General features: G+C 60.1%; 1 protein-coding gene. It reads left to right on the top strand.

Going from position 1 to position 243, the window contains the following annotated elements:
- A partial coding sequence (locus SB822_RS60015; RefSeq protein ID WP_410859499.1) for a flagellar M-ring protein FliF C-terminal domain-containing protein occupies positions 1-243 on the top strand: 243 nt, incomplete at both ends.

The following is a 243-nucleotide window of genomic DNA, read 5'->3' as shown; positions in this document are numbered from 1 at the left end:
CCGTCAGCGACGGTTATACCGTCAAGCGGTTGTCCATTGCCGGGGTTATCGATCAGGCGCGTCTTCTGGAAACTGCGGGCACCACGCCGCCGCCAGCCAATTTCGTCGATCAGCAGATCACCAAGATTCGCGACCTCGTTGCAACTGCTGCCGGCCTCAATGCGGATCGTGGTGACGTCATCAATGTGACGGCGGTGAACTTCCTCGATCCCGCCGGTGCCGATATGGAGCCGGTCTCTACAC

This window comes from Paraburkholderia sp. SIMBA_054, from assembly GCF_046534875.1.
GTDB classification, from domain to species: Bacteria; Pseudomonadota; Gammaproteobacteria; order Burkholderiales; family Burkholderiaceae; genus Paraburkholderia; species Paraburkholderia hospita.
This window is presented reverse-complemented; position numbering and strand designations above follow the sequence as displayed.